This window comes from Pseudarthrobacter sp. GA104, from assembly GCF_009741265.1.
In the GTDB taxonomy this organism is placed as follows: domain Bacteria; phylum Actinomycetota; class Actinomycetes; order Actinomycetales; family Micrococcaceae; genus Arthrobacter.
Map to the genome: position 1 here is coordinate 1,325,914 of NZ_WOWL01000001.1, position 26,574 is coordinate 1,352,487.

Here is a 26,574-nt window from a genome sequence, read left to right on the forward strand (position 1 = left end):
CCCTGCGTGAACGACGGACCCCTGATTGTCCAGAGTGACAAAACCATCCTGCTTGAGGTGGACCATGAACTGGCAACTGAAGCCCGTCATGCCATCGCGCCCTTCGCCGAGCTGGAACGGGCACCGGAGCACATGCACAGTTACCGGCTGACACCGCTGGGGCTCTGGAACGCCCGCGCCGCCGGGCTGGATGCGGAAAAGGTGCTGGACACGCTGCTGAAGTACTCGCGCTTCCCGGTTCCGCATTCGCTGCTGATCGACGTTGAAGAAACCATGTCCAGGTACGGACGGCTGCGCCTGGAGAAGGACCCGCAGCACGGCCTGGTCATGCGGACGGACGACTACCCCGTCCTGGAGGAAGTGATCCGGGCCAAGAAGATCCAGCCCCTGCTGGGGCCCCGGATCGACGGTGAGACCGTTGTGGTGCACGCCTCCCAGCGGGGGCAGCTCAAGCAGCTCCTGCTGAAGATCGGCTGGCCGGCGGAGGACCTGGCCGGGTATGTGGACGGTACCCCGCACCTGATCGCGCTCAACGAGGATGGCTGGAAGCTGCGGCCGTACCAGCAGATGGCGAGCGACAACTTCTGGTCGGGGGGAAGCGGCGTGGTGGTGCTTCCCTGCGGAGCCGGGAAGACCCTGGTGGGCGCCGCGGCAATGGCTACCGGCTCCACCACAACCCTGATCCTGGTCACGAACACGGTAGCCGCCAGGCAATGGAAGGACGAGCTGCTCAAGCGCACGTCCCTCACCGCGGACGAGATCGGCGAATACTCAGGAGCGGTCAAGGAAGTCCGGCCGGTGACCATCGCCACGTACCAGGTGCTGACCACCAAACGCGGCGGCCTGTACCCGCACCTGGAGCTTGTGGACGGCCACGACTGGGGACTGATCATTTACGACGAGGTGCACCTGCTGCCGGCACCGATTTTCCGGATGACCGCCGACCTCCAGGCACGGCGCCGGCTGGGCCTTACCGCAACCCTGGTGCGCGAGGACGGGCGCGAGGGCGAGGTGTTCAGCCTTATCGGGCCCAAGCGGTACGACGCCCCCTGGAAGGACATTGAGTCCCAGGGCTACATCGCGCCGGCAGACTGCGTGGAAGTCCGGGTCGACCTGCCCAAGGACGAACGGGTTGCCTATGCCATGGCCGATGATGCGGACAAGTACCGGCTTTGCGCCACCTCCGAGTCCAAGACGCACGTAGTGGAACAGCTGGTGGCCCGGCATGCCGGGGAACAGCTGCTGGTCATCGGCCAGTACATCGACCAGCTCGATGACCTCGGCGAGCGCCTGCAGGCGCCGGTGATCAAGGGCGACACCTCCGTGAAGGTACGCCAGAAGCTTTTTGACGACTTCCGGGCCGGGGACATCCAGACGCTCGTGGTTTCCAAGGTGGCCAACTTCTCCATCGACCTTCCGGAAGCATCGGTGGCCATCCAGGTATCGGGTTCGTTCGGCTCGCGGCAGGAGGAGGCGCAGCGCCTGGGCCGGCTCCTGCGGCCCAAGAAGGACGGCAGGGCGGCGCGTTTCTATTCGCTCGTTGCCCGGGACACCCTGGACCAGGAATTCGCGGCGAAGCGCCAGCGGTTCCTGGCGGAACAGGGCTATGCCTACCGGATCATGGATGCCAAGGATGTGGAACAGAATCCCGCCGGGGCCTAAGTCGCCACCTACCGGGTATGTCACGGGATGCCCGCAAACGTGTTGTCCGTGCCGCACCGGCTCGCGTGGCTGAATGCTTCCGATGCCCGTGGTTTCTGCTTCCAATATGCCCGTGTTTTCGCGGCGGCGAGGGCGTAGCGGTAATGGAAGGCGTGCCCGCGGGGGAGTTCGCCCAGGACCCTGACCGCCACGGACGTGTTCACCGGCTAGACCGAGAACCTCGCGGTCCCCAACGGCTCGCACAGGTAGGTGCCCGCCTCCATGGACGGGATCGCAGCGTGGAGCCGCATGTCAGCTTTGATGAACCCTCGGGCAATATTTGGTCAATATCTCTTCCGGACGTTGTCATCCCGTTATCCCCGGGCTACGCTCAGAGCGCTGGGTTACACATTGGTAAAAGGTCCTGAACTCAGATCAGGATGGGCGAAGCCTCATGGCTTTCCCCGTGTATGAGGACGCGTGCATGCGCAGTCGCCCCAGCCGATCCACCCGCGCACCCCCAAGCTATAACACTTGGCTCCGTGCTGCCTGCCCGCTCCGTGCCGCAAAGACGCGACCACCGGAGTAGCCGGCGGGCACCCGACGCGCGGGCGCCATCCGATCAGATTCTTGGAGAGGGATGCTGGGGGACCTCCCGGTGCCGGACCACAGGTCCGCGCCGACCGTCACACCATCCGCCACTCCCAGAAGTGAGTAATTCAATGGAGAATATAACGCGCGCCCGCTTGGGCGCAGGCATGGCTTGTCTGGCTTTGATCCTTACCGGAGTCACGTCGGCTCAGGCCACGCTCTCCGGAGCCCAACTAAACGCTCAGGACGGCAACCTGGTCGTCGACACAGGCGACATCAAAGACTGGGCGAACATCGGCATTGATTGTTCAACGTTGACCGGTGGTTGCGGTCTCGATCTTCCAACCGGCCAGACAGACAATTCATTCGGTACAGGCACGAAGGAAGACACCGCAGTACCGTCCGTCGTCGACGGATCCATCCCCAACAACAAGAGCGACCTGACACGCTTCTACGCCAAGTTCGTGGAAGAATCCAACGGCAGCACGTACGCATACCTCGCGTGGGAGCGGGTCCAGGAACCAAATGGCACTACCAACATGGACTTCGAATTCAACCAGTCGTCTGTGCTGTCCTCCAACGGTGTGACCCCCGTCCGTACGGCCGGCGATGTCCTGATCAAATATGACCTGTCCCAAGGCGGCGTGAATCCGATTCTTGGATTCCACCGGTGGATCACCACCGGTGCCCGGACGCTCTGCGAGGCAGCCAACGCGACCCCCTGCTGGGGCAAAGTCCAGCCATTGACCGGAACTTTCGAGGGTTCAATCAACACCGCTGTGGTTACGGACCCCATCGCACCCAACGCTCCGAGAGATCTGAGTGTCCGGACCTTCGGCGAAGCAGCCATCAACCTGACCGCTGCCGGTATCGTCGGCACGGACCCTTGCCTGCCGTTCAGCAGTGCGTACTTGAAGAGCCGCTCCTCAGATTCATTTACAGCGGCTCTGAAGGACTTCATCGCCCCGATATCCGTCGCCACGTCCAAGTGCGCCGACATTAACGTGCTGAAGACCGACGACGACTCGCCGGCCTCCCCACTGGCCGGTGCCGTCTTCACGCTGTACAACGATGCCGCACCTGTCGGCGGAACCTTTGATCCGGCAACAGACCTGGCCGTAACCCCCGCCACAACCTGCACCACCGGCGCCGACGGCAAGTGCTCGTTCAGCCAGGTTCTCCAAGGCAATTACTGGGTAGTTGAGACCACGACACCAACGGGGCACGACACGGCAGCGCCCCAAGCAGTGACCGTCGTGGGGGGCACGAACGTCAGCCTGACCTTTGTAGACCCGCGCGACTTCAAGATCATCGTGCTCGTCTGCAAGGAAGCCGACAACTCGCTGTACTCAAGCCAGGTCACGGTTGATGGCGTCAACAAGGACTCGCTGGCCACGGCTCCCTCAGGCACCACGGCCGCCCAGCTTTGCAGCCTGGGCGGCGCTGCGTATGACGACAAGAGCTACGGCGGTCACCCCGCGAATGTGGACATCCCGCAGTAGACAGGGAAATCTGGCACCTGACCAGCTGACCACTTTGAAGTGATTCGCCCAACCCAGGGTCCTCCGCACTCCCGTGCGGGGGACCCTGGCGGCGCCACCAACTTTACTGCGCGCCGCGGACGCCCATGCAACATTCACCATGCATCCAGAAAACTCACAGACTCTGGGAGCAGAATGGGAGCATGAACAAGAACGGTCCCGAGGCAAAGCTCCTTGTTGTTGACGATGAACCCAACATCCGCGAGCTGCTGTCCACCTCGCTAAGGTTTGCCGGCTTCGAGGTTGTCTCGGCCGCGAACGGCCGGGACGCCCTGGCGGCTGCCGAAACCCATGCCCCGGACCTGGCCGTGCTGGATGTCATGCTTCCGGACATGGACGGCTTCACCGTCACCCGCCGCCTCCGGGCCTCGGGCAAGCACTTCCCGGTACTGTTCCTGACTGCGAAGGACGATACCGAGGACAAGGTCACAGGCCTCACCGTCGGCGGGGATGACTACGTCACCAAGCCGTTCAGCCTTGACGAGGTGGTGGCCCGTATCCGCGCCGTCCTGCGCCGGACGCAGCCGCTGCTGGATGACGACGCCGTCATCCGCGTCGACGACCTGGAGCTCGACGACGACGCCCACGAAGTGCGGCGCGGCGGCACGGTGATCGAGCTCTCCCCCACCGAGTTCAAGCTGCTCCGGTACCTCATGCTCAACCCCAACCGGGTGCTGTCCAAGTCCCAGATCCTGGACCACGTATGGGAATACAACTTCAACGGTGATGCCTCCATCGTGGAGTCGTACATCTCCTACCTGCGCCGGAAGGTGGACATCGATCCCGACGCTCCCGCCCTGATCCAGACCAAGCGCGGTGTGGGCTACGTGCTTCGGACGGCTGAAAAGCGCTGACCTTGCTGCAGCGATGGAAGTCGGCCTCACTGAGGACGCAACTGGTGGCCATGATCATGGCGCTGCTGATAGTTGCCCTGACGGTGACCGGAGCGGGAACGCTGGCCCTGCTCCACAGCTACCTGCAGGCACAGGTGGATGACAAGCTCACCGCGGCGGTAGACCTGGCCCGGCAGCAGCGGTCCTTCACCCCGCTTCAGGCGCCCAACCCGATGGTCCCAACTGACTACTCACTTATTCTCTTCGCGCCAGGCGAGGAGCCGTATCCGTTCGGCGGCGACCCTGAAAGCCGTCCGGACATCAGCTCCGTCACGGTGCAGCAGGCGCAGGAACGCGGCGCCGTTCCCTATCAGGTGCGCGGTACGGACGGGCAGAACTGGCGGGTGGTGGCCGTGCCGGTGCAGAACAACCAGACCACCGCTGTGGTGGTCATCGGGCTGCCCCTGCAGAGCGTGGACGATGTCCTCAAGCACGCCTCCCTGGTGGTGACCGGCGTAGGGCTGCTGACCCTGCTGCTCGCCTCCCTCATCGCGAGCTGGACCGTGTCCCGCTCCTTCCGCCCGCTGGCCCGGGTGGAAAAAACGGCGGCTGCCATTGCCGCCGGTGACCTTTCCCGCCGTGTCGACGTCGAAAATCCCGGCACTGAATTGGGACGCCTCAGCAGGTCGCTTAATGCCATGCTGGCCCACATTGAGACGGCCTTCGCGGCACGTACGGCCTCGGAGGCGAGGATGCGGCGGTTCGCCGCTGACGCCTCCCACGAACTGCGGACCCCGCTTGTCACCATCCGTGGCTTCTCTGAGCTGTACCGGCACGGCGCACTGACCACCGAGGAAGACGTGGCCACAGCCATGGGAAGGATTGAAAGCGAAGCCAAGCGCATGGGCTCAATGGTCGAAGACCTTCTCCTGCTGGCCCGCCTCGACGAGCAGCGGCCGCTGCAGCAGAAGCCCGTGGACCTCCAGCTGCTCGCCCATGACGCCGTGGTGGACACGCAGGCCAGCGACCGCTCGCGGGCGATTTCGCTGACCGGGCTCGACGGCGGACCTGCCGCGGCTGCCCCGGTGCTGGGGGACGAAGCCAAACTCCGACAGGTGGTGGGGAACCTCGTGGGCAATGCCCTGCGTTACACGCCGGAGGGCAGCCCGATCGAACTGGCGGTGGGGGTGCGCGCCAGGGAGGACGGACAGCTGCGCTCGGTCATTGAAGTGCGCGACCATGGACCCGGCATCTCCGAAGAGGACGCCTCCAAGGTCTTTGAGCGCTTCTACCGGGCGGACACCTCACGGACCAGGGAAACGGGCGGAAGCGGACTCGGCCTGGCCATTGTGGCCGCAATTGTAGGGTCCCACGGCGGTTCCGTCCGGGTGGAAAATACCGACGGCGGCGGCGCGACCTTGGTGGTCAGCCTTCCGCACCGTGATGACGCGCTGAATACCGGGGCAGCTGCCGAGGCGGAACAGGCAGCGACGGCGGGGTTGTCCACATATAGCGCCGGACCGTAGCGGCTCCAGGGGCCTGCTCCCTACGCTCGTTATCAGCGGTCCGGACCAGCCGGGCCCCGCAGGCGAAAGCTGCCCCCACAGCGAAAGGCACGGCCATGAGCATCATTTCCGTCGACACCGAACTCCTTCAGCTGAAGTCCGCCAGTGTCCAGGCGACAGTGGACAGGATCAGCGCGGACGTCCAGGCAATGAAACGCGGGCTGGACGAGCTCCAGGGGTCGTGGCGGGGCACCGCCGCCACGAATTTCCAGGCGCTCATCACGGAATGGACCATCACGCAGGGACGCGTGGAGGCCTCGTTGGCGTCCATCAACACGGCGCTTGCCTCCGCGGCTGCCACCTACGCACAGGCGGAACAGGGCAACACGCAGCGGTTCAGCTGACCGGGTAGATACCCAGGAGCTGGCTAAGCCTCGGGAGTACCTTGGTGGAACCGCAGCCGCCAGCGGCCGCCGTCCAGCACCCACAGTGAGCTTCTGAGCGTGGTGCCGGAGCGCGCGTAGCTGCGGTACGTCAGCAGGACCGCGTCAGCGCCAATACGGTCCGCGCCAAGTATCTCGATGTCTGTCCGCTCGCCCGGGTCCTCCTCGAGCGCCATCATCATGGCGTCCCGGGTCCACACCCTGCCCGAGCTTCCGATCTCCATGAAATCGGGGTGCAGCAGGACAGCCGTCCGGCCGATGTCCCCCCGCACCAGGGGGCCCAGCAGCTCGCGCTCCAGTTCCTCCACCAAGGCCTCCGGCACGGCGGCACCTGGCTGGGCAGCGGCGTCCGGTCCGCCGAAAGCGCCGTTGTCCAGCTGGCTGAACAGGTCCGGCTCCTCGTAGGCTCCTGGCAAGGTCGCGGCTTCCCGGGGTGCACGGGGGGCGGCCTCCGGCGTATCCTTGGCCGCCGGCGGATGGTGGGCGTGGTGGGCGCCAGGGAAACCGGGCCCGGACCGGGCAGCCACCCCCTGCTGGTAGGCGGTCGCGGCCGCCCTGGCGCGCTCGTCCGCGGCTTCGTTCAAGTCATGCCCGGCATGCCCCTTGACCCATTCGAAGGTGTACTTCCGGCCGGCGAGCTCCCGGTCCAGCTCCTTGAGCAAATCCACGTTGAGGACCGGCTTGCCGTCGGCCTTGCGCCAGCCTTTGCGTTTCCATCCCGGCATCCACTTGGTGATCGAATTGATGACGTACTGGCTGTCGCAGAGGATGTGCAGGTCCTCCTGGGGAAGGTGGGCCGTGGCCCGCAACAGATCCAGGACCGCCATCAGCTCGCCTTGGTTGTTCGTCCCGTGGGGCCATCCTCCGGCGCGCCAGCAATCGTCGTTCACGTACCAGGCCCAGCCGGCCGGACCGGGGTTTCCCAAGGCCGAACCGTCGGCCGCTGCAGTAATTGTCACCGGTCCATCCTCCCAGACCGGCAGGACAAACCGGGCCTTTGCCACCGTACGATGCCGTACCGTACCTCCGCCGCACACGCGCCCTACCCGGGCCGCCAGGCGGATCAGGCCTTGACCTGACGGAAAGCGTTTACCGAAAATGCTTGACGCGGGCAATGGCAGGCAGGCAGAATCGCACTACTGACATGAGAAAGCGTTTTCTCAGCGGCCGGCACTGCCGACAACCCGACGCCAGCGTCCACCCAAGAGAAGCGCCCCGCCATTAGGAAGGCATATCAATGACGATTCCAACCCTCCGCCGGAGAAGGTTCCAGCTCGGCGCAGCAGCCGTCGCCCTTTCCCTCCTTGCCACAGGCTGCGGTTCCTCTTCCGGCTCCGAGGGCAATGAGCAAGTAACCCTGCGCTTCGCCTGGTGGGGGAACGAATACCTCAACGCCCAGACCGAAAAGGTCATCGATGCCTTTGAAGCGGAACACCCGAACATCAGGATTGAGTCCGAGCCGGGCGAATGGGGCAGCTACTGGGACAAGCTGGCCACCAAGACCGCGGCCAACGACGCGCCGGACGTGATCCAGATGGACCAGAAGTACATTGCCGAATACGGCGGCCGCGGGGCGCTCCTGGATCTGTCCAAGCAAAGCGGCATTGATACCTCCAAACTCGACAAGGAAGCCCTGGCCTCGGGCCAGTACGACGGCGCCCAATACGGCCTGAGCACTGGCCGGAACGCCTACGTCATCATGGCCAACACGAAGGTTTTCGAGGCAGCAAACGTTCCGCTTCCGGATGACACCTCATGGACGTGGGACGACTTCATTGAGACAGCAACGAAGATCAGCGCCGCCGGAGACGGCAAGAACTACGGCGCAGCATACGGCAGCAACGAGGCAGACCTGATCATCTGGCTTCGCCAGCATGGGGAGAATCTCTACTCCGAGGACGGCAAGCTCGATTTCGACACGGCAACGGCCGCTTCCTTCTGGGAGCGGCTCAAGGAACAGCGCGACTCCAAGGCAAGCCCGCCGGCCACGGTGGCTACCGAGGACTCCGGCGCGGGCCTGGAAGAAAGCCTCTTCGGCACCAACAGGGTGGGGATGGCATGGTGGTGGACCAACCAGCTCGGATCGCTCGGGTCCACTACCGGCAGCAGCATCAAGATGCTCCGTGCGCCTAGCCTCGACGGTGTTGCCGCTGAGAACGGCATGTACTACAAGCCCACCATGTTCTGGTCCGCTTCCGCACGGTCAAAGCACACCGAAGCCGCCTCAACCTTCATCAACTACCTGGCGAACAGCCCGGAAGCCGGCGCAATCCTGATGACGGACCGCGGCGTGCCCACCAACACGGAGATCGTAAAGGGCATCACACCGTCCTTGAAACCGGCAGACACCACCGTGGTGGGCTTCCTGAAGGACATTGCTCCGGATATGAAGGATGCGCCGCCCGTTCCTCCGGTGGGCGCGGGCAGCGTACAGAACGTCATCAAGCGGTACACCGATGAGGTTCTCTACGACCGCCTGACTCCCCAGGCAGCGGCAGAGGCTTTCAAGAGGGAAGTCGAGGGAATGCTGTCCAGCGCCCGGAAGTAAAAGCCAGCCCCTCTCCAGGAACACAAATGCGGCCCCCTCAAGAGAGGGGGCCGCATTCGTTTCCAGCGGGACAAAGCCCGGCAGGAGGGCTTAGAAGCCGCCCATGCCGCCCATGTCGTCGCCGCCGCCCATGGGGGCCGGGTTCTTCTCCGGCTTGTCGGCAACAACAGCTTCGGTAGTGAGGAACAGGCCGGCAATGGAAGCCGCGTTCTGCAGGGCAGAGCGGGTTACCTTGACGGGGTCGTTCACGCCGGCAGCCAGCAGGTCGACGTACTCGCCGGTTGCGGCGTTCAGGCCGTGTCCTGCGGGCAGGCCGCGAACCTTGTCCACCACAACGCCCGGCTCCAGGCCGGCGTTGAAGGCGATCTGCTTCAGCGGAGCATCGATGGCAACGCGGACAATGTTGGCACCGGTGGCCTCGTCGCCGGACAGCTGCAGGTTGGCGAATGCCTTGGCGCCGGCCTGGATGAGGGCCACGCCGCCACCGGCAACGATGCCTTCTTCAACAGCAGCCTTGGCGTTACGCACTGCGTCTTCGATGCGGTGCTTGCGCTCCTTGAGCTCAACCTCGGTTGCGGCACCGGCCTTGATCACTGCAACGCCGCCGGCCAGCTTGGCCAGGCGTTCCTGCAGCTTCTCGCGGTCGTAGTCCGAATCGGAGTTCTCGATCTCGGCGCGGATCTGGGACACGCGGCCGGCGATCTGGTCGGCGTCGCCGGCACCTTCAACGATGGTGGTCTCGTCCTTGGTGACAACAACCTTGCGTGCCTTGCCCAGGAGTTCCAGGCCGGCGTTTTCCAGCTTGAGTCCGACTTCCTCGGAGATGACCTGGCCGCCGGTGAGGACGGCAATGTCGGCGAGCTGTGCCTTGCGGCGGTCACCGAAGCCCGGAGCCTTGACGGCAACGGACTTGAAGGTGCCGCGGATCTTGTTGACGATCAGGGTGGCCAGGGCCTCGCCCTCGATGTCCTCGGCGATGATCAGCAGCGGCTTGTTGGACTGCATGACCTTTTCGAGGACAGCAACCAGTTCCTTGACGTTGGAGATCTTGGAGTTGACGATCAGGATGTACGGGTCTTCGAGGACCGTTTCCTGGCGCTCCGCGTCGGTGACGAAGTAGGCGGAGATGTAGCCCTTGTCGAAGCGCATGCCTTCGGTGAGCTCGAGTTCCAGGCCGAAGGTGTTGGATTCCTCGACCGTGATGACGCCTTCCTTGCCCACCTTGTCCAGGGCTTCGGCGATCAGCGCACCGATTTCCTCGTCCCCTGCGGAGATGGATGCCGTAGCGGCAATCTCTTCCTTGGTTTCGATTTCCTTGGCGGAAGCCAGGAGCTCGCGGGTGACGGCTTCGACAGCCTTTTCGATGCCGCGCTTGAGGGACAGCGGGTCGGCACCGGCGGCAACGTTGCGCAGGCCTTCCTTGACCAGGGCCTGGGCCAGAACGGTGGCGGTGGTGGTTCCGTCGCCGGCGACGTCGTCAGTCTTCTTGGCAACTTCCTTGACCAGCTCGGCGCCGATCTTCTCGTAGGGATCGTCCAGCTCGATCTCCTTGGCGATGGAAACACCATCGTTGGTGATCGTGGGGGCGCCCCACTTCTTTTCGAGGACGACGTTGCGTCCACGCGGGCCGAGGGTGACCTTAACGGCGTCGGCGAGGATGTTCAGGCCCCGCTCAAGGCCGCGGCGTGCCTCTTCATCAAATGCAATGATCTTGGCCATAACGGCAGTAGTCCTTTCGGGACAGTCGTTAAGAATGAACCTTCGCTGCAGTGCCCGCGACGGACGACCCTTTGCCGGCGGCCTCTGTATGCCCCCGGGTGCGGGCCTCACTCCAGTGAGGTGTTTCTTCGCTCCTCGCCCGGTGCCGCGCTCCGCCGGCCGGAACCAGCTTTGCTTTAGCAGTCGGTACGTCAGAGTGCTAACTCAATAATTAGCACTCCCCACGGGAGAGTGCAAGCGAATGACGCGCGGAAAGCGCCCTGGCAGGCATCTCTACGCCGAGGGCGATCAGCCGGCGCGGCCTGCAGTTTCACGGCCGGTGGGCGTTGGATTGTTGTCTGCCCCGTAGGTGAACACCGTAAACGTCGCCGAGGTGATGTCACCGTTGGCGTCGAAGGCAACCGGGCCGGATTCGCCGTCGTAATTAATGCCGGTACCGGAGGCTTTCGCCGCCAGGCACTCCTTGTAGCTGGGGCAGGGCGTGCCGGGCACCGTTGCAGTCCCGCCATCCTTGCCGGCGGCAGTCCCGCCTGACACGGCGATGAGGTTCGCTGCAATTGAGCGGCCCGAGTCGTCCTCTGCTTTGGCTGCCGCGAGGGCTGCGAGGGTCACGGCGTCGTACGTTTCCGCGGCGAAGGACACGTCCTTCAGGCCGGGATCGATGCCCAGGAGCCTTTCCTGGAAGGCGGCGGATGGCAGCTCGCCGGGAACAACGGCGCGGGCACCCTCCAGGGCTTTGGTTCCCAGCTTGGACGCATACCGGCCGAACGCGCCGTCGCTGAGGATGATCTTCGAGCCGGCCAGGGCGGCGTTGTTGAGTTCAGCCAGGGCGCCCTGCGCGCCGGCGCGGGCCACCAGGATGACGGCGTCGGGTTCCGCCCCGCGGGCGGCGGCAGCGGCGCTTCCCGCTTCACCCGGCTTGAACCCGGCTGTGGCAACCACTTCCAGTCCGGCCTGTTCTGCGGAATCGGCGACGGCGGCGGAGACGTCGCTGCCGTAGGCGCCTTCCTGGAACATCAGGGAGATGGTGGCGGCGCCCGCGTCCTTGGCGAGCTTGGCCAGCACGGGTCCCTGCGCGACGTCGGCGGCCGCCGTCCGGAAGTAGTATCCGCCGCTGGGGATGGTGCTGAGCCCGGCCGCGGTGTTGGCCGGCGAGATCAGCGGCGTCCTGGCCCGGGAGAGGATGTCCACGACGGCCTTGGCGTGGCTGGAGTCGGTGGGGCCGATCACCACGTCCGCCTTGGCCTGGACCAAGGCCTGGGCCTGCGACGCTGCATCCTGGCCGGCTTCAAAGGGCAGCAGCTCCACGGGCCGGCCTTTGTGCCCGCCGGCAGCGTTGATCTCTTTGACTGCGAGCTTGGCGGCGGCCGCCTGGGGCGCGTTCAGGAAGCTGCCCTCCCCCGCATTGTCCAGGATGAGGCCTACCCGCAGCGTCCCGTCACCGGAGGCTTCCGTTGTTTCCACGCGTGCGTTTCCGGTGACCCCGGAACAGGCGGTCAGGGCCAGCGTGCAGCAGAGGGCCGCGGCAAACGCAGGACGGAGGGTCCCGGCGGGGACAATCAGATGCTTCACTCGGCCGGCCGGACGCTTTCCGCCTGTGGGCCCTTCTCGCCTTCGCCGACTTCAAGTTCCACGCGCTGTCCCTCGTCCAGTGCCCGGTAACCTTCGCCTTCGATAGCAGACCAGTGGACAAAGACGTCGTCGCTGGAGCCGTCAACGGTGATGAAGCCGTAGCCCTTTTCCGCGTTGAACCACTTGACGGTTCCTCGTGCCATGGTGACCACTCTTTCCGTAAGGTCCGGGATGCTGCGGGGGTGCCCCGGCGCCGGGCCGTAGCCCGGGATTTACTCTAGCCAATGCGGGTCGGTGCCGCAGGCCCCCGGCGGTGCCGTCGGCAAACGTTATTCAGGCGTAACGCCGGGCCCCGGACCGGGTGTGGCCCAAGGCAGCGCGGCTGATGGAAGAACCCGGCTTACCGGTACCCCGGGCCCAGCACAACCACCAGGGGAACCTGGAAGTCGGTGCTGCTCACCACGGTGGGGACGCCCAGGAGTTCCGCGAGGGCTTCCGCGTTGGCCCGTTGGGCTGGGCCGGAGTAGAAAATGATGGAGCCCTGCTGCGGCGCTCCCGCCCAGTTCCCTACCTGTCCCAGGGGCCAGCCGTCCGCCTGCACGGTTCCGCCTACACGGCTTGCCAGCCCGGCGGTCCCGGCGGCGTTGTAGACCGCCACAGGCTGGGTTTTGTCTACGGACGCAGCCTGCGCCGTGGGGCGGCTACTGGACCCTGTCCCGGCAGCGGGGACCGTTTCGGATCCGGCGGTTTCAGGCGCGGCGGAGGGCTCAGGCTCCGCGGAGGGCGTGGCGGACGCGTCCGGCGCGGCGGAGGGCGTCGACCCCGTTCCGGCCAGCGGAGTTGCTTCGAGGCTCGACGAGGCCTGGCTTGCCGGACCGGCAAACCCCAGCTTGGGCAGGATCAGGAAGGAAACCAGCCCGATGGCCAGGGCAACGCATCCCACCGCCAGGACGGGCCACAGCCGGACCCGTGACGGAGCAGAGGCTGTGCGATGGACACCTTGTCGCGACGCGGTCTCCGGGACCTTGTCGAATTCATCGCGGGCGTATTTGGTCATGGGAAAGAGACATCCTTGTGTGTTGCTGCTGAGGAACCAGCGTGAGCGTCTTATGCGTCGGACCCCAGGCGCCGTGCAGTGCGTGCACGGTGACGCGACGTACGTAGTCTACGCAATCTCTTGACCAGCATGGGGTCATGCGCGAGCGCATCCTCGGTATCGATCAGGGCGTTGAGGAGCTGGTAGTAGTGTGTCGCGGAGAGATCGAAGAGTTCCCTGATGGCCTGCTCCTTGGCACCGGCGTACTTCCACCACTGCCGTTCGAGGGCGAGCATCTGCTGGTCACGCTCGCTCAGGGGGGAATCCCGCAGCGTGAAATCCGGCAGGAGGGCGTCCCGCTGTTCCTGCTCCGGCAGGTGCTCCCGAGCTGGTTCCGCCACGGCGCACTCTCCCTTGCTGGTTACGTAAAATGTCTGACCCCCATGCTACGGACGAATAACACTGTTGTCATTTGTGCCGGGCGGCCTGCCGGACCGGGGCCGGCGGCCGCCCTGCGAGAATGGGACGGTGTTTGAATCAGATGCCCTTTTCGAACTGGCGCAGGATCCGCCGCGCGGGCAGGGTTTCGCCGAACTGGCGCAGCTGCCGCTGAAGGAGCTGATGGCGCCTGACTGGGCAGACGCCTTGGCGGGCGTGGAAAGCGGACTCCGCGGCGTGCTCACTTTCCTTGCCGACGAAGAGGCGGCCGGGCACACGGTGCTGCCGGCGCCGTCGAACGTCCTGCGGGCCTTCCGCCAGCCCCTCGCGTCGGTGAAAGTCCTGATGGTGGGGCAGGATCCGTACCCCACGCCGGGGCATGCCGTCGGCCTGGCCTTCTCCGTTGATCCGCACGTCCGGCCCATCCCGCGGAGCCTGGCGAACATCTACCGGGAGCTGGAGGCGGATCTGGGAATTCCCGCGAGGGTCCACGGCGACCTTTCCGCCTGGACCGGGCAGGGTGTGCTGCTGCTGAACCGCGTGATGACTGTAAGGGCCGGAGCCGCAGGGTCGCACCGCAGGAAAGGTTGGGAGGAGATTACGACGGCGGCCGTCCAGGCCGTGGCCGGGCGGCGGGCTCCGGACGGGTCACGCCTGCCGCTGGTTGCCGTGCTGTGGGGAAAGGACGCGGAGAGCGTGCGTCCGCTGTTGCCGGGGGTTCCGGCCGTGTCCAGCGCGCATCCCAGCCCCCTGTCCGCGTCCCGCGGCTTCTTCGGTTCGCGGCCGTTCAGCCGCGTCAACGAGCTGCTGCGGGAGCAGGGTGCCCCGGGCGTAACCTGGGAGCTTCCGCCGGTAGCCTAGCTTAGGCTTGCCTTATGAGCATTGTTCCCGCCGCCACCAGCGCCACCAAGAAGAGCCGCCCGCAGGTCAACCTCGCAGTTCTGCGCCGGGAACAGCTCTCGCCCCACATGGTGCGGATTGTTGCCGGCGGGGACGGTTTTGCGGACTTCGTCAACAACGGCTTCGTTGACCGGTACGTAAAAATTGTCTTCCCGCAGCCGGGCGTCGCCTACCCCTCCCCGCTGGATCTGTGGAGCATCCGCGAGAGCATGCCGCGGGAACAATGGCCTTTCACGCGCACGTACACGCTCCGCCGGGTGGATCCCGTGGCCAGGGAGCTCGCCATCGATTTTGTGGTCCACGGCGACGAAGGGCTGGCAGGACCGTGGGCGGCGAAGGCCCGGCCGGGCGACACCCTGACCTTCACCGGGCCGGGAGGGGCGTACAACCCTGCCCCGGACGCTGACTGGTACCTGTTCGCCGGGGACGAGGCGGCATTGCCCGCCATTGCGGCGTGCATAGAGTCGTTGCCGGCTGAAGCCGCCGGCCTCGCCTTCCTTGAGGTCGATTCCGACGCCGACATGCAGCAGATTGCCGCCCCCGCAGGAGTGAAGCTCCACTGGCTGTTCCGTCGAGGCGTCCCTGCGGGCGAAAGCGGCCTGCTGGTGCAGGCGGTGGCAGGGGCGGACTGGCCCGCTGGCCGGGTGGACGTTTTTGCCCACGGCGAGCGCGGCTACATGAAGGCGCTGCGTGATGTGCTCTTTGTACAGCGCGGCCTTGAACGCAAGCAGGTGTCCCTGTCCGGTTACTGGGCGAAAGGCCGTGTTGAGGACGATTTCCAGGCGGAGAAGAAATTACCCGTAGGGCAGATCTGAACAGGAAGATCCAGCCAGGCAGATCCTGGCAGCCGGTCAGCGGCGGCGGGCGCGGCGCCGCTCGTTGCTGGCAAGGCTGCGGGTCAGCGGCCGCGCCAGCGTGTCGCCAAGGACGATCCCGCCGGCCGTTCCCAGGACAATGGCTCCGGCGTTGAGCATCCCGCCGGCACCCAGCAGGATCTCGGCTTCCTCGATGGTGAGCACGTACATGGACCGGAAGATGGTGAGGCCCGGCAGCAGGATCAGCGCTGCGGGCACGGCCACCACCAGCTGGGGGGCACCCATCCTCAGGGCAACGACGCGGGCCAGCAGGCCGATGGCCACTGCGGCCAGGGCGGGAGAGAACCGGTCCCCGATGCCCAGCAGTCCGCCGCCCAGCAGCACGAAGTAGCCGGCTACCCCCACCGCCGCGGTGGGGAGCAGGAGCCGCCAGCTGGTTTGTTCCGTGACCCCGATGGCCATCACCGCCACGGCAACAAGGATGACCAGCACCCACAGGTCGTAGGCCGGCGGAAAGGTCTGCGTCACGTCAATGCGCTGCATGCCGGTCAGCTCCCCGACCACGAAGGCGACGGCGATGCCTGCCACGATGGCTCCAAAGGTGAGCAGCGTGGACAGGAACCGTCCCGCGGCCGTAACAGGGAAGCCGTTGATGGCGTCCTGCACTGAGGAGACGAGGCGTCCCGTGGGCAGGAGCAGGAGGATGCCTCCCACCACCACGATGGCCGGCGATGCTGTCAGGCCGAACTGCCAGAGGACCAGCGCCAATTGCGTCACCACAAAAGAGCAGCTGGCCGTTATGAAGAAGTCGGGAACCCGCCACCGGCCCAGCTGGCGGGCCAGCAGGCTCACTCCGATGTTGGCTGCGAACGCTATGGCAGAGGACACCGGTCCGCCGCCCAGCACGGCAACGAATGCCGCTGCGAACACGCCGAACGCCGCCGTCACCATCCAGCGCGGGAACGGCTTGGGGCTGGTGATGGCCTCGTCCAGGCGTCGGATTGCCTCGTCCCTGCCCACTCCCCCGGCGACGATGTCGGTCACCAGCTGGTGGACCTTGGCCAGGCCGGCGTAGTTGTTGGTCCAGGAGCGGACCACACGCAGCAGTGCGATGGGTGTCTGGTCCTTAGGGGCGTAGTTGATGCCAACGGACTGGTTGGTGATGTCCACCTCGATGTTCTTCAGCCCCAGGGCGGCGGTGACGGCAATGATGCTGGTCTCCACTTCCAGGGCACCCGCACCATAGCGGAACATGGTTTCTGCCAGGTGCAGGGCGAAGTCCAGGGTCTTGCGGGCGGAGGTGTCCACCCCTCCCACCTGGATCGTGGGATTCGCGTAGGGGCTGCCGGTGAGCCTGTCCACGATGCTCAGGGGAGCCGTGGGCGGGTTTTCACCCTGGACCAGGCGACGCAGCATTCTCCTGGCCGCAGCGTTTTGCCGCAGCTGGGAGGGAGTCAGCGGCTCGGTCTTGGGCAGGCCGTCCGTGTTCGGCCTGGCCTTCGGGGATCCGGCGCCGGGGCGCTCGGGTCGCTCAGTCATTGTCCCTCCTCCCGTTGTGGTGGTGTGCAGGCGGCGTCAGGCGGAGCGCTTCAGCGGCAGCTTGCCCAGCACGACGCGTGCGGCGCCTGCTGCCATCCGGGCCAGCTTGTTGGCGTGGAACACGGCGGGCCGGACGGGCAGCACGAAGTCGCCCAGGAGCTGCACCACTTCCCCGCCGAAGCCCTTCTTGAAGGCGTAGCCCCCGTGGCCTTCCTCGTCCTGGCCGGAGATGCCGAACGTCCCGTAGAAGTTGTACCTCGGGTACCCCTTTTCGAGGGCGTGGAGCATCATTCCCCAGTACAGCGAGGTAGCGCCGTTGAAGTAGATGTAGTCCTGCACCGTGCCGCCGATGACGCAGACCACCTCGTCGCCGTAGCAGACGAAGTGGATGGCGGCCACCGTGGCCACGCCCACCGAGTCGGGAAAGCGTTCGATGTCCTTCAGGCTTCGCTCGTAGCTGTCCACCAGGTCCTGGACCACTTTGAGGCGGTTGTTCTTCTTTTTGCTGCCTGTCTCCGCCACCTCCTCGCGCAGTTCATCAGCGGTGGCTGATTCCGCGGCAAGCCGCTCCGTGATGGACTTCCGGTAGGCGGGGATGTCGATCTTGGCCATCATGAGCTTGGTGAACTCAGGCGACGTCGTGCTGAGCAGCTGCTCGTAGTAGGCCCTTTCCCGGTAAATAAAGCCCTTTTCGTCACCGGCCCGGCTCAGGGCGCCGTAAAACTCGTCCAGAGTGTCCAGGGTGGCCTGTTCCAGGAAGACGCCGTTCTTTTCGGCCTTCCGAATGGCCTTCCGGGTCCGATAGCTGGTGCCCATGATCAGTTCTTCCGCGTCCTGGATGCCTTCCAGGTTCTTGATGAACATCCAGTTCACGTTCACGAAGTTCATGTCCAGGCCCTGGTGCCGGAAGCCCAGCCCGCCGAGCTGTGCCACCAGCGGCCTGTTGTCCTCGATCTCGGGATGCTCGGCACCATCGGCGTCACGCGCAATGTACCTGAGGTTCGGGGAGATCCGCAGTTCGGCGGCCTTGCGCTCCGCTGCGCGTTTGCGGAGGAGTCCGACGACGGCACGCACCAGGTCAGGGTCCGTGTAGTCCATCAGGGGTCCCTTGGCGCATTCGCAGACTGTGTACCCCAGCCGGGTGGTGGTGTAGTTCAGTTTCCCCGCTGCAACCAGTTCGCCGTGCTGCCGGACCCCGAAAAGCTCCACCTGCTGTCCCCTGGCGCGCTGGAACCGGGCAAAGTCAACAGACTGGAGAAAGCTGTTCTGCGGGTGCTTCAGCGCGAACTGCTCGAATTCGGCATCGCTGAGCACGGCGAACTCGAGATCGGCGGCGGGGACTGCATTCAAGGAGTTACCTTCTTCACGGATAAGAGGCTTGGCAAATGGCGGGCGGCGGGCGAGGTCGGTCGGGATGGGCAGGGCAGCCGGCGGGGGCGCTCCTGCTCGCGGTCAGTAGAACTGCTGGCCGGTGCGGGCGGTTTCGATCCGGCGGAAGACCTTCTCTGCTCCGTTGACCCAGAGCCGGTGACTCAAGGGCGAGAGAACGTAGTCGTGGCATCCCACGAAGTCGGTGACCGTCTTGGTGAAGCTGGTCTTGAACATGCCCATGCCGTACAGGTTGTGGGTCTTGTCCTTGATCTGGGAAGCCGGCGGGGTCCCGCAGAAGTCGTATTCCGTGCAGCCCAGCTCCTGCATGCGGCGGATGGCGGCCCACTGCACCAGGTGGGAATCACCGTATTGCTTGCGGTTTTGGGTCGAACCGCCGTCCTTATAGGTGGCTTTGGCCCCGTAATTGATGACGAAGGCTCCCACGCTGGGCTTTCCGTCCTCGTAGGTGAAGAAGAAACTGCCCTGGCCCCGTTTGCAGAATTCGTCCCAGAAGGCTGCGTAGTACTCGTAGCTGCGCAGGGGCATGGAGCCCTTGGCCTTGACGGTGTCGGCCATGAGGTCATAAAGGGCCCGGTAGGTTTCCGGGCCGTGTTCTTCGCGGACCACTTCGCAGCCTTCCCGCTCAGCGCGGCGGATGGCGTTGCGGGCGCGGGAGGAGATGGCCTTGAACACTGCCTCTTCCGGTCCGGAGATGTCCAGCAGGGCCGTGGAGTCGTTGGACTGGATGTTGGGTGCCTTGACCAGGCCTGCGTCTTGCAGGTGGGCCTGGGCCTCGTCGGAGTCGACGACGTCCGGCTCGATCTTGATGGTGAAGACGTTGAGCTTCCGGCTACGGACGAAAGCCGCACAGGCTTCCAGCGCTGCCTTCAGGTCATCAGCTGCTGCCAGGTCCGGGCCCTTGATGAGGTACCAAAGCCGGCCGAGCAGCGGGAAACTCTTTTCGAGTACCAGGTTGTAGCTGGCGGTTGCCGCGTTCTCCAGCACCAGGAACCGGACTTTCCAGCCGCTGGCGTTCTTGACTGAGGCATATGCGGCGGACTGCAGCATGTTGCCGCCGTTGGGATTGGCCGTGACGTGCTTGTCCCAGTTTTCAATTTCCTCGGCGGTGGCGAATCGTGCGGTGAATTCTCGCAAGGGGGCCGTGTCCAATCGGTTTCGTGCGCGGTTCGGTACTCGTGTCTGCGTGCGGACATGCAGCCTCAAGTCTAAAGCCTGATGCCGTCCCGGCTTTTCAGCAGCCGGCCCGAGCCTGCCGTGGCCCGTGCCCTTGACTCGGGTGGACCGGTTGGCAAGGGTGGAGGCATGCAGCCGAAGCGTGAAGAGTCGTCATCCCCGCCGGGTGGAAGCGACCAGCCGTACAGCGCGCGGGTCCAGGCAGCGGTGCTGGCCGGATTCCTGGCGGCATCCTTCCTGGTGGCCGGGCTCGGCGGATTCTCCACCATTGACAACGTGAACGGATGGTATGCCACGGCTGACAAGGCGCCCTGGTCCCCGCCCAACTGGCTCTTCGGCCCGGTATGGACTCTGCTCTACACAGCCATGGCGGTGGCTGCCTGGCTTGTGTGGCGGAAGAGGGCTCCCAAGACCAGGCCGGCGTTAACGGCCTACGCGGTCCAGCTGGGCCTGAACCTTGCCTGGACTCCGGTGTTCTTCGGCCTGTATCCCGCTATGGGTACGGCTGCCCTGTGGCTGGCCCTGGGCATTATCGTGGCCCTGATCGCCGCGGTCACGGTGACTGTCCTCTACTTCGGCCCCATCAGCCGGACCGCGGGACTGCTGCTGCTCCCCTACATTGCCTGGCTGGTCTTTGCGTCCACCTTGAACTGGTGGGCTGCGGCCCACAACTGAAGGTTCAACGCTGTCAGCATTCGACGACGTTGACGGCGAGGCCGCCCATGGCCGTTTCCTTGTATTTGGAGCTCATGTCCTTGCCGGTCTCCCGCATGGTCACGATGACCTCGTCCAGCGAAACCCGGTGCGAACCGTCGCCCCAGAGCGCCATCTTCGCCGCGTTGATCGCCTTCGCCGCCGCGATCGCGTTCCGTTCAATGCAGGGCACCTGCACCAGGCCCCCGATCGGATCACAGGTCAGGCCCAGGTTGTGCTCCATCGCGATCTCCGCGGCGTTCTCCACCTGCGCCGGAGTCCCGCCCATCACCTCCGCCAGCCCGGCGGCGGCCATCGACGACGCCGACCCCACCTCGCCCTGGCAGCCCACCTCAGCCCCCGAAATCGACGCCTGCTCCTTGTACAGGACCCCCACCGCACCCGCGGCGAGCAGGAACTTCACCACCACATCCTCCCGGTCCACCCGGGACGCGTTCTCCATCCCCGGCGCGAAATGCAGCGCGTAATACAGCACCGCCGGGATGATCCCCGCCGCCCCGTTCGTCGGCGCCGTGACCACCCGCCCGCCCGAGGCGTTCTCCTCATTGACCGCCAGGGCGATCAAATTAACCCACTCCTGCCAATACTTCGGATCATGAAACTCCCCGGCCCCGTCGCCTTCGTCCTCGGACCCGGCCGGCCGGGAGCTTTCCTTCCGCAGCCGGTCATACCAGTCCGGGGCCCGGCGGCGGACCTTCAACCCGCCCGGCAGCACCCCCTCACGCTTCAAGGACGCGGCCACACACCCCTCCATCACCGAATAGATGTGCAGCAGGCCCGCCCGGATCTCCCCCGGGGTGCGGCTGTCCTCCTCGTTCACCCGCATCACATCACTGATGCCCAGCCCCGTCTCCCGGCAATGCTCCAGCAACTCCGCCGCGGTCCGGAACGGCAACGGCAGCTCCTTCTTGGACTCCTCCAGCTCCAGCTGGGCCGCGTCCTCCTCGCCCTCACGGACAATGAACCCGCCGCCCACCGAAAAGAACGTCGCCGCATGCAAAACCTCGCCCGACGCGTCGGAGACCGTGAACGTCATCCCGTTCGTGTGCCGCGGCAGGACAGTCAACGGCCGCAGCACCATATCCTTCACCCCATACGGCAACGCCACCGCACCGGCCAGCTGCAGCAACCCCGTCTCCGCGATCGCCGCCAGCCGCTCCTCCACCTCCTCCGGCAAAATCAACTCCGGATGAAACCCCTCCAAACCCAACAAAATGGCCGTCATCGTCCCATGCCCATGGCCCGTCGCCGCCAACGACCCATACAAATCCACCCGCAACGACGCCACCCCCGCCAGCACCCCCGAGCCCTTGAGCTCCTCAGCAAAAACAGCAGCAGCCCGCATCGGCCCCACAGTATGAGAACTCGAAGGTCCGATCCCAATGGAAAACAGATCAAAGACGCCAACAGCCATGCGCTTGGTTCCTAACTAGAGAGTTCGTGGCGGGGTTGGGTGGCGGGTGACCGAATTCCTCCGCGTGCCCGGGCCCACGCCGTTCGGGTTCCCTGGCCGAGCTTGCGAGGCGAGGGGAATGGCGGGGAGCACGTCTCCGGAATCCACCCAGTCGCCTGGACCACTCACCTGAGCGAAGGACCCGCTGAGCGTCAGCGGAGCCGGACTTTTCGAAAGCCTGCGTCAAAGCGACGAAGGAGCAGCAGGCGTGAAAATGTCCGGTCCGCCGACGCGGACGCAACCACGATCTTGCCGGCCAAGGTGACCACGGGGAGGCGCCCTACCTGGCGCGTTTATAGAACGGCAGGGCGACGACTTCGAACGGCTCTGCCTTACCTCGCAGGTCGATATCCAGGGTGGTGCCAACAGCGGTGAACTCAACGTCCACGTAGGCCATGGCAATGGGGTACCCCAGGGTGGGTGAGGGCTGGCCGGAGGTGACTTCGCCTACCACTTTGCCGTCCTTGAGGACCGGATAGTGGGCCCGGCCTGCACGGCGGCCGAGTCCCTTGAGCCCGACGAGCCTTCGGCCTGTGGTGGAGCCGGCGCCGGCGTCCTTCTTCGCGGCGAGCGCCGCCTTCCCCACGAAGTCGCCTTCCTTGGACAGTGCGACGACGGGTCCCAGGCCTGCGGCGAAGGGATCGCCCTGCAGGGAGAGCTCATTCCCGTAGAGCGGCATGCCTGCCTCAAGCCGGAGTGAGTCGCGTGAGGCCAGCCCGGCGGGGGTCAGCTCCCCGTCCTCGGCAATGGCGATGAGTGCCTGCCACAGGCCGGTGGCGTCGTCGTTGGACACGAAGATCTCAAACCCGTCCTCGCCGGTGTAGCCGGTGCGGGCGAGCAGCAAATCCAGTCCGGCGCCGCCCACCAGGAACGGAACCTCGACGGCGGCATAGTACTTCAGTTCCGTCACCTGGCTGTGCCGGGCTGCGGGGACCAGCCGGAGCAGCAGTTCCTGCGCCGCGGGGCCTTGGACGGCGATCAGTGACGTCACGGCGGAGGCGTCATTCACCTCCACATCGAACCTGGCAGCCCGCTTGGAAAGCTCAGCAGCCACCACTGCGGCGTTGCCGGCGTTGGGGACCACCAGGAAGCGGTCGGTACTGCCTTCTGCGCTGCCGGCGGTTGCGGGACGGCGGTACGTGATGAGGTCGTCGATGATGCCGCCGTCCTCATTGCAGATCAGAGAGTACTTGGCCTTGCCCACCGGCATGGCGGAGATCTTTCCCACCAGCGCGTAGTCCAGGAAGGCGGCCGCGTCCCGCCCGGTCACCCAGACTTCGCCCATGTGCGAGAGGTCGAACAGGCCGGCGCTATTCCGGACGGCGTGGTGTTCGGCGAGCTCGGAGCTGTACTTGAGCGGCATCTGCCAGCCGCCGAAGTCGGTGAAGGATGCCCCCAGCTTCTTGTGCTCGTCGTACAGGGCAGTGTGCTTCTCAGCCATGGAGCGTGTCCTTAGTTTTCGAACTCGGAAAGCGGCGGGCAGGAGCAGATCAGGTTCCGGTCCCCCGCTGCGCCGTCGATGCGGCCCACCGGCGGGAAGTACTTGTCCTGCTTAAGCGATTTCACCGGGAACACGGCCTGCTCGCGGGGGTAGGCGCGGTCCCAGTCGCTGCTGATGGCCGCGGCGGCCGTGTGCGGAGCGTTCCGGAGCGGGCTCTCTGCAACAGTGAAGTCACCGTCCGCCACCTGGTCGATTTCGGCGCGGATCGCGATCATGGCCTCGATGAAGCGGTCGATTTCCCCGAGGTCCTCGGACTCCGTGGGCTCCACCATGAGCGTCCCCGCGACGGGGAAGGCCAGGGTGGGGGCGTGGAAGCCGTAGTCGATGAGCCGCTTGGCCACGTCCTCGGCCGTGACCCCGGTCCGTGCCGTGAGCTCGCGCAGGTCAAGGATGCACTCGTGTGCCACAAGCCCGCCTTCGCCGGTGTAGAGGACCGGGAAGAAATCGTTCAGGCGGGCTGCGACGTAGTTCGCTGCCAGCAGCGCGGACTTGGTGGCCTCGGTGAGTCCGTGGCCGCCCATCAGCTTCACGTACGCCCAGGAAATGGGGAGCACGCCCGCGGAGCCGTACTTTGACGCCGAGATCGGCACGTCGTTGCCTTCGGTCCAGGTGGCGGCGTTGCCGGGCATGAACGGTGCCAGGTGGGCCTTGGCAGCAACCGGGCCGACGCCGGGTCCGCCGCCGCCGTGCGGGATGCAGAAGGTCTTGTGCAGGTTCAGGTGCGAAACGTCGCCGCCGAACTTGCCCGGCTGCGCCAGCCCGACAAGCGCGTTGAGGTTGGCGCCGTCGATGTATACCTGGCCGCCGGCTGCGTGGACGGCGTCGCAGACTTCACGGACGTCGGCGTCGTACACCCCGTGAGTGGACGGGTACGTGATCATGATGCAGGACAGGGCATCCTTGTTGGCTTCGATCTTGGCGTACAGGTCAGTGTGGTCAATGGTTCCGTCCGGTGCCGTGGCCACCACAACCACCTTCATGCCGGCCAGGACTGCGGACGCGGCGTTGGTGCCGTGCGCCGATGCCGGGATCAGGCAGACGTTGCGCTGCTGGTCCCCGCGGGAGTGGTGGTAGCCGCGGATCGCCAGCAGGCCGGCGAGCTCGCCCTGGGAGCCGGCGTTGGGCTGGATGGACACCTGGTCGTACCCGGTGATCTCGGTCAGCTGCGCCTCGAGGTCGGCAATCAGTTCGCGCCAGCCCTCCGTCTGGGAGTCCGGGGCGAAGGGGTGGATGGAGGCGAACTCCGGCCAGGAGATGGCTTCCATCTCGGCCGTGGCGTTCAGCTTCATGGTGCAGGAGCCCAGCGGGATCATGGTGCGGTCCAGCGCAAGGTCACGGTCCGAAAGCTTCCTGATGTAGCGCAGCAGTTGGGTCTCGGAACGGTGCGTGTTGAACACCGGGTGCTGCAGGTACCCGGAGGAACGCACGACGGCGGCGTCCAGCGCGAATTCTCCCTCGCCGTCCGCGGCGGCCGGGACGCCGAAGGCCTTCAGCACCCCGGCGGCAATTTCTGATGTTGTCGTTTCATCGGCGGAGAAGCCCACCGTGTCCGCGTCGATGAGGCGCAGGTTGATGCCCGTGGCTTCGGCGGCAGCGACGATCCCGGCAGCGTTGCCCGGCACGGAGACGGTGACGGTGTCGAAGAAACTGGTGTGCAGCACGTCCAAACCGGCGGCCTTGAGGGACGCGGCCAGCATCTTCGCGTGGGAGTGTGCTGACTGGGCGATCGCCTTCAGGCCCTCCGGGCCGTGGTACACGGCGTACATCGAAGCCACGATGGCCAGCAACGCCTGGGCGGTACAGATGTTGGACGTGGCCTTCTCGCGGCGGATGTGCTGCTCGCGGGTCTGGAGTGCCAGGCGGTAGGCGGGAACGCCGGCGTTGTCCTTCGAGACACCGACGAGGCGGCCCGGCATGGAGCGTTCGAGGCCCTTCTGCACAGCCATGTAGGCCGCGTGCGGGCCGCCGTAGAACAGCGGGACGCCGAAGCGCTGGGCGGAGCCCACTGCGATGTCCGCGCCCTGCTCGCCCGGCGGGGTGATGAGGGTGAGGGCCAGGAGGTCGGCGGCCACGGTCACCAGCGCGCCGCGCTCCTTGGCGTCGGCAATCACTGCGGCGTGGTCAAAGACGCGGCCGGAAGCGCCCGGCTGCTGGAGCACCACACCATTGATGGCGCCGTCGGGAAGTCCGTTGGAAAGGTCGGCCACTTCCACCTCGAAGCCCAGTGCCTCTGCCCGTCCCCTCACGATGGCAATGGTCTGCGGCAGGCAGTCGGCATCCAGCACAGTCTTGCCGTCCCGGGCATCTGCATTCTTGTTGGCCCGACGCATCATCAGCACGGCCTCGGCCACGGCGGTGGCTTCGTCCAGCAGGGAGGCGTTGGCGATGGGCAGGCCCACCAGGTCCTGCACCATGGTCTGGAAGTTCAGCAGCGCCTCGAGCCGGCCCTGGGAAATCTCCGGCTGGTAAGGGGTGTAGGCGGTGTACCACGCCGGGCCCTCGAGGATGTTGCGGCGGATCACCGGCGGCGTGACGGTGTCGTAGTAGCCCTGGCCGATCATCTGCACGGCGGTCTTGTTCTTGGCGGCCAGCCGGCGGAGCTCAGTGAGGGCCTCCACCTCGCTCAACGCACCTGCCAGTTCCAGCGCAGAGTCCTGCCGGATGTCCTTGGGGACGGCGGTATCAACCAGCGCGTCCACGGTGTCGTAGCCCACGGCCTGGAGCATGGTTTCGACGTCGGCCTTGCGCCTTGCGCCGATGTGCCGGTCAACAAAGGTGGCGGCAGAAGCGGGTTCGGCAGTTGCCGGGGTGGCAGTGGCCGGAACGGCGGAGGCCGGAGATACAGTCACGAGGAACTCCATAACTAAGGCGGCGCAGGATACGCCACATCGATTCGGGTCCTCCCCGCTCTGTATCTGTACCTGAGAGTTTCCGCGTTGCCTGAACACGCGGGCACCGCTTGCACCGTCGGTGAGCACGTCAGTCAAGGGATCCGGGGAGCGGACCTCAAAGCGGACGGCGTGCTGCTTTCCAGAGGTGCCTCGCCGCGGCGGTACATGGGCCTGTGAGATTCCTGGGGAGGTATTGCTCCTACGGCGCCTGCTTGTACCTTCTGGCAGAACTCTCCCGCCGCAGATCAAAGGCTATTCATTTGGGTTGTCTTTGGCGCACGGGTAACGGCCCGCACACAGCACAATTCTCCTATGCCGCGGGCCCGGGG

Annotated in this window: 22 protein-coding genes and 1 riboswitch; of the genes, 9 read left to right on the forward strand and 13 right to left on the reverse strand. The window is 65.6% G+C overall.

What is annotated here, in order from left to right:
* The first annotated feature begins 6 nt into the window (after positions 1–6).
* Entirely contained in the window at positions 7–1,662 is a 1,656-nt protein-coding gene (locus tag GK109_RS05910) for a DNA repair helicase XPB (protein WP_323056467.1), read from the forward strand.
* A gap of 20 nt (positions 1,663–1,682) precedes the next feature.
* On the opposite strand, the gene GK109_RS05915 is transcribed toward GK109_RS05910, so the two are convergent.
* A complete protein-coding gene (locus GK109_RS05915) occupies positions 1,683–1,865 on the reverse strand; it encodes a hypothetical protein (RefSeq protein ID WP_157239042.1) in 183 nt (60 codons plus the stop codon).
* Positions 1,866–2,399: 534 nt separating this feature from the next.
* On the opposite strand from GK109_RS05915, the gene GK109_RS05920 reads away from it, so the two are divergent.
* From GK109_RS05920 to GK109_RS05935, 4 genes are all read left to right on the forward strand, one after another.
* Positions 2,400–3,734, forward strand: coding sequence for a prealbumin-like fold domain-containing protein (locus GK109_RS05920; protein ID WP_157239043.1), 1,335 nt, complete (start codon positions 2,400–2,402; stop codon positions 3,732–3,734).
* Between the two features lie 182 nt (positions 3,735–3,916).
* Positions 3,917–4,627, forward strand: a complete 711-nt coding sequence (locus tag GK109_RS05925) for a response regulator transcription factor (RefSeq protein WP_139028140.1) — start codon at positions 3,917–3,919, stop codon at positions 4,625–4,627.
* 50 nt (positions 4,628–4,677) lie between these two features.
* Positions 4,678–6,132: a cell wall metabolism sensor histidine kinase WalK gene (locus tag GK109_RS05930; protein WP_157242687.1), complete on the forward strand. Its 1,455-nt coding sequence runs from the start codon at positions 4,678–4,680 to the stop codon at positions 6,130–6,132.
* Positions 6,133–6,227: 95 nt separating this feature from the next.
* The gene (locus GK109_RS05935) at positions 6,228–6,515 is read left to right on the forward strand and encodes a WXG100 family type VII secretion target (protein WP_139028136.1); all 288 of its coding nucleotides are present in this window, start codon (positions 6,228–6,230) and stop codon (positions 6,513–6,515) included.
* Between the two features lie 23 nt (positions 6,516–6,538).
* Here GK109_RS05935 and GK109_RS05940 read toward each other — a convergent pair whose 3' ends face one another.
* A complete protein-coding gene (locus tag GK109_RS05940; protein ID WP_321215401.1) occupies positions 6,539–7,513 on the reverse strand; it encodes a ribonuclease HI family protein in 975 nt (324 codons plus the stop codon).
* 278 nt (positions 7,514–7,791) lie between these two features.
* On the opposite strand from GK109_RS05940, the gene GK109_RS05945 reads away from it, so the two are divergent.
* Complete coding sequence (locus tag GK109_RS05945) at positions 7,792–9,102, forward strand: ABC transporter substrate-binding protein (RefSeq protein WP_157239044.1); 1,311 nt, start codon at positions 7,792–7,794, stop codon at positions 9,100–9,102.
* Between the two features lie 90 nt (positions 9,103–9,192).
* Here GK109_RS05945 and groL read toward each other — a convergent pair whose 3' ends face one another.
* The 5 genes from groL to GK109_RS05970 form a co-directional block, all read right to left on the reverse strand.
* Positions 9,193–10,821 carry a chaperonin GroEL gene (groL, locus tag GK109_RS05950; protein WP_157239045.1) on the reverse strand — a complete coding sequence of 543 codons (1,629 nt, stop codon included), beginning with the start codon at positions 10,819–10,821 and terminating at the stop codon, positions 9,193–9,195.
* Between the two features lie 288 nt (positions 10,822–11,109).
* Positions 11,110–12,393 carry an ABC transporter substrate-binding protein gene (locus tag GK109_RS05955; RefSeq protein ID WP_370460430.1) on the reverse strand — a complete coding sequence of 428 codons (1,284 nt, stop codon included), beginning with the start codon at positions 12,391–12,393 and terminating at the stop codon, positions 11,110–11,112.
* A complete protein-coding gene (locus GK109_RS05960) occupies positions 12,390–12,596 on the reverse strand; it encodes a cold-shock protein (protein ID WP_157239046.1) in 207 nt (68 codons plus the stop codon). Before GK109_RS05960 ends, GK109_RS05955 begins: the two co-directional genes overlap by 4 nt.
* A 197-nt stretch (positions 12,597–12,793) precedes the next feature.
* The gene (locus GK109_RS05965; RefSeq protein WP_157239047.1) at positions 12,794–13,450 is read right to left on the reverse strand and encodes a LytR C-terminal domain-containing protein; all 657 of its coding nucleotides are present in this window, start codon (positions 13,448–13,450) and stop codon (positions 12,794–12,796) included.
* 50 nt (positions 13,451–13,500) lie between these two features.
* Positions 13,501–13,830, reverse strand: coding sequence for a DUF3263 domain-containing protein (locus tag GK109_RS05970; RefSeq protein ID WP_370460431.1), 330 nt, complete (start codon positions 13,828–13,830; stop codon positions 13,501–13,503).
* Positions 13,831–13,957: 127 nt separating this feature from the next.
* Between GK109_RS05970 and GK109_RS05975 the strand changes: the two genes are divergently transcribed.
* Both GK109_RS05975 and GK109_RS05980 read left to right on the forward strand, forming a co-directional pair.
* On the forward strand, positions 13,958–14,728 hold the full coding sequence (locus tag GK109_RS05975; protein WP_370460432.1) for a uracil-DNA glycosylase: 771 nt from the start codon (positions 13,958–13,960) through the stop codon (positions 14,726–14,728).
* Between the two features lie 14 nt (positions 14,729–14,742).
* Positions 14,743–15,582, forward strand: a complete 840-nt coding sequence (locus GK109_RS05980; protein ID WP_157239048.1) for a siderophore-interacting protein — start codon at positions 14,743–14,745, stop codon at positions 15,580–15,582.
* Positions 15,583–15,618: 36 nt separating this feature from the next.
* On the opposite strand, the gene GK109_RS05985 is transcribed toward GK109_RS05980, so the two are convergent.
* From GK109_RS05985 to GK109_RS05995, 3 genes are all read right to left on the reverse strand, one after another.
* Positions 15,619–17,121: a threonine/serine exporter ThrE family protein gene (locus GK109_RS05985; RefSeq protein ID WP_157239049.1), complete on the reverse strand. Its 1,503-nt coding sequence runs from the start codon at positions 17,119–17,121 to the stop codon at positions 15,619–15,621.
* Between the two features lie 36 nt (positions 17,122–17,157).
* Complete coding sequence (locus GK109_RS05990; protein WP_157239050.1) at positions 17,158–18,471, reverse strand: peptidoglycan bridge formation glycyltransferase FemA/FemB family protein; 1,314 nt, start codon at positions 18,469–18,471, stop codon at positions 17,158–17,160.
* Between the two features lie 102 nt (positions 18,472–18,573).
* A complete protein-coding gene (locus tag GK109_RS05995) occupies positions 18,574–19,647 on the reverse strand; it encodes a peptidoglycan bridge formation glycyltransferase FemA/FemB family protein (protein ID WP_157239051.1) in 1,074 nt (357 codons plus the stop codon).
* 168 nt (positions 19,648–19,815) lie between these two features.
* On the opposite strand from GK109_RS05995, the gene GK109_RS06000 reads away from it, so the two are divergent.
* Complete coding sequence (locus tag GK109_RS06000; RefSeq protein ID WP_157239053.1) at positions 19,816–20,361, forward strand: TspO/MBR family protein; 546 nt, start codon at positions 19,816–19,818, stop codon at positions 20,359–20,361.
* Positions 20,362–20,374: 13 nt separating this feature from the next.
* Here the strand turns inward: GK109_RS06000 and GK109_RS06005 are convergent, their stop codons facing one another.
* The 3 genes from GK109_RS06005 to gcvP all read right to left on the reverse strand — a co-directional run bounded on the left by GK109_RS06005 (position 20,375) and on the right by gcvP (position 26,215).
* Positions 20,375–21,814 carry an L-serine ammonia-lyase gene (locus tag GK109_RS06005; RefSeq protein ID WP_157239055.1) on the reverse strand — a complete coding sequence of 480 codons (1,440 nt, stop codon included), beginning with the start codon at positions 21,812–21,814 and terminating at the stop codon, positions 20,375–20,377.
* Positions 21,815–22,133: 319 nt separating this feature from the next.
* On the reverse strand, positions 22,134–23,294 hold the full coding sequence (gcvT, locus tag GK109_RS06010) for a glycine cleavage system aminomethyltransferase GcvT (protein ID WP_157239057.1): 1,161 nt from the start codon (positions 23,292–23,294) through the stop codon (positions 22,134–22,136).
* An 11-nt stretch (positions 23,295–23,305) separates the two neighbouring features.
* Positions 23,306–26,215, reverse strand: coding sequence for an aminomethyl-transferring glycine dehydrogenase (gene gcvP / locus GK109_RS06015; protein WP_157239059.1), 2,910 nt, complete (start codon positions 26,213–26,215; stop codon positions 23,306–23,308).
* A gap of 179 nt (positions 26,216–26,394) precedes the next feature.
* Positions 26,395–26,493, reverse strand: a riboswitch (glycine riboswitch).
* Between the last annotated feature and the right edge of the window lie 81 nt (positions 26,494–26,574).